The sequence below is a fragment of the Chamaesiphon sp. OTE_20_metabat_361 genome, assembly GCF_031364565.1.
The window spans coordinates 1-2,540 of the sequence record NZ_JANLWO010000149.1; the positions used below are offsets into that span (position 1 = coordinate 1).

3 protein-coding genes are annotated in these 2,540 nt (G+C 43.3%); 1 reads left to right on the forward strand and 2 read right to left on the reverse strand.

Features of this window, described 5'->3' with window-relative positions:
* Together RMO35_RS04165 and RMO35_RS04170 are read right to left on the reverse strand one after the other, a co-directional pair.
* Positions 1–430: FkbM family methyltransferase (locus RMO35_RS04165; protein ID WP_309738756.1), on the reverse strand; the 430-nt coding region annotated here is incomplete at its 3' end.
* 276 nt (positions 431–706) lie between these two features.
* Complete coding sequence (locus tag RMO35_RS04170; RefSeq protein ID WP_309738757.1) at positions 707–1,129, reverse strand: tetratricopeptide repeat protein; 423 nt, start codon at positions 1,127–1,129, stop codon at positions 707–709.
* A gap of 193 nt (positions 1,130–1,322) precedes the next feature.
* On the opposite strand from RMO35_RS04170, the gene RMO35_RS04175 reads away from it, so the two are divergent.
* The gene (locus tag RMO35_RS04175; RefSeq protein ID WP_309738758.1) at positions 1,323–2,159 is read left to right on the forward strand and encodes a hypothetical protein; all 837 of its coding nucleotides are present in this window, start codon (positions 1,323–1,325) and stop codon (positions 2,157–2,159) included.
* Positions 2,160–2,540 lie beyond the last annotated feature (381 nt).

A 2,540-nucleotide genomic window follows, 5' to 3' on the forward strand; every position in this document is an offset into this window, starting at 1 on the left:
TGATGTATTCTTCACAAATATCCGCTAAGGTATTAACAGCAACATTATAAGAAATAACATCTAATCCTTTCTCGCTAGCAACTTTATCTGCGATTTTCTTATCTAATGTCGAGTTTCCGGGTTGTTGAACTATCTGAAAAAACTCTAAGTTACCTGCTCTATCGCTAACAGCAATATTCAAATTGGTGTCTCTACACCGCTCTCGACAGATCGCATCATAGAAATCCTTGATTGGTTCAATATTAATCCCCGACCATCCCCGATCGTAAAAAGCTCTTGTTACGGAGTCAGAAGTCGGGTGCAAAGCACCGATATCAATATAAAAGCCGTCTAGTCTATCCCTGAAGACACGATTTAACAATACATCCTCAAAGTTTTGAGCATAGGAAATAAATATATCTCTATTTTTTTCGCTTTTATTGTTGTTCATAAATATAGTTAGTGGGTTGAACTCTTTTTAATCGGAAGCTTGGGTCGAGCTGCATAAAAATAAGTGCCCAGGTTATCAGAAATAACTGGTACTCTTTTTGTCTTAGGTCTTTTTTAATCATTTTGTGATGAGCTGCTACCTCTCAGAGGATGTCTGAAAAGCCTAATCGTTTTTAAGTGGAATGACCTCAAACAACATTTACTTGCCTATTATTCCCAAATTTTATAGAACAGATTACCACCGGGCTAGAAATGTTCGAGATAATTTGGAGTTTGGTTACCTAGACGGTGTGGATGGCTGTGCGATCTCACTTGGTTTTAGAGTACCCACATTTTTAGGTGCAGCCATCTGTGCGTTCACCGCATCGAGAAATTCTTTGTACTTTTTGTCAGTGGGATTGAGTTTGACGAGCTGTTCGAGAGCAGCTTTGGTACCTGGGGCATCCCCTCGGCGCAGCCGAATCTGGACTAAACCGCGCAGTGCCGTTTGATTGTTAGGTTCGCGTTGTAAAACTGTGACAAAACCTTTCTCTTCGGCTTGAAGTTGGGCATTCTGAGATTGGGCGGCATTTTCACTGGCGGTGGGTTGATTCGAGCTACTAATCATCCCGCTGACGCTGAGTAAGCTCGTACCCATGAAAGCAACCCCAGAGCAAATTATGAATACTTTTGTCCAAATACTTTTTTTGCTATTTTCCATAATTAACTTTACTCCTGGCAATTGATGTGTGTGGCTCTGAGGTTTCGATCGCCGTAAGCGCACGCAAGCTCTCGGTTACGCGTAGCGTCTCGGCGAGCAGGCAAGACCACAAGGGTCATCGGACTAGAGCTATTTATCTAAGTTACCAATTTTCAGCTATTAACTATCATTTTGGAGCAAAGTTAGCAAATATATGTCAGTATCTATACCAACTTCAGTTTGGGATAAATTTAGGGCAAAATTATCCCAGCTCTCACCGACTACCCTCATCCAAGTCGCGAGTATTTGCGGCGCATTTGCCGTCATTATCTATCTGCAAACGTCTCAATTAGCAGTGCTCAAGTATCAGCGGAAAAACTTGACTAAGCCAGTACTACAACAAGAAGAAGCCAAGCTCAAAGCTCAATTAGCGATCGCCAAAACATTGCCGACGTTTGGCTTTGATAATGTAGTTGCCAATTGGCATTTTATGGGTTTTGCTCAGTACTTTGGCGATACTGAAGTCCGTGAAAAAGCTGGCTATGGAGCAGTAATCGAGCATTTTGAAGCGATTCTCGATCGCGACCCCAGATTTTTGTATGCTTATATTTACCTCTCTAGTACGGGTTCCCTCTATTCCGGGCAACCAGAACGCGCCGTCGCGCTGATGAATCAAGGATTGAAGTCATTGTCTCCCAATGTGCCCGCTCGCAGTTACTATATTTGGCGAATGAAGGCGATCGATGAGTTACTATTTTTAGGTAGAGTTCAGGATGCTCGTACTTCAATGGCAACGGCGGCTGCGTGGGCGCGAGTGCATCCCGACCGTGAAGCCCAAAATGTGGCGCGACTATCCCAAAATACTGCTAACTATTTAGCCCGTAATCCCGATAGTAAACAAGCACGGTTCGATACCTGGAATATGGTACTCAGCTCGGCTATCGATGAATTTGTGATTAAACGGGCGATCGTCGAAATCAGGGCTATTGGTGGTAAGGTGACGATCGGCCCTAATGGCGAACTTAAAGCAGAACCACCGCTGAAAGACTAGTTTCCTCACATCTTGCTTTAAAACAAAGTGAATAGTGTTTTAGTGGATAGTGGATAGTGGATAGTACATAGAAGTAAATTTTAAGTCTATTTTTAGATACTGTCTTGACGCGCTAAACCCTCGGCAAAGCCGAAGAGCGCGCGTCGCTGGGGCAAGATGTGAGTAATAGAATTGCAGCGATCGCTAGCGAATATGTACTAAATTATTAATGAGATTATTAGCCGATCGCCGCTCATAATCAAGCTATCCCTCTTACCTTTTACCTTTTACCCTTTACCCTTTACCCTTTACCCTCTCCCCTCTCCCCCGCTGCATGGATTTACTAGAGTACCAAGCTAAAGAATTATTTCGAGAGGTCGGAATTCCGGTTTTACCCTCGCA

What these genes read in the sequence shown, in the direction of transcription:
- RMO35_RS04175 (WP_309738758.1), top strand. Translation starts at nt 1,323, where the DNA reads ATGTCAGTATCTATACCAACTTCAGTTTGGGATAAATTTAGGGCAAAA.
- RMO35_RS04170 (WP_309738757.1), bottom strand. Translation starts at nt 1,129, where the DNA reads ATGGAAAATAGCAAAAAAAGTATTTGGACAAAAGTATTCATAATTTGC.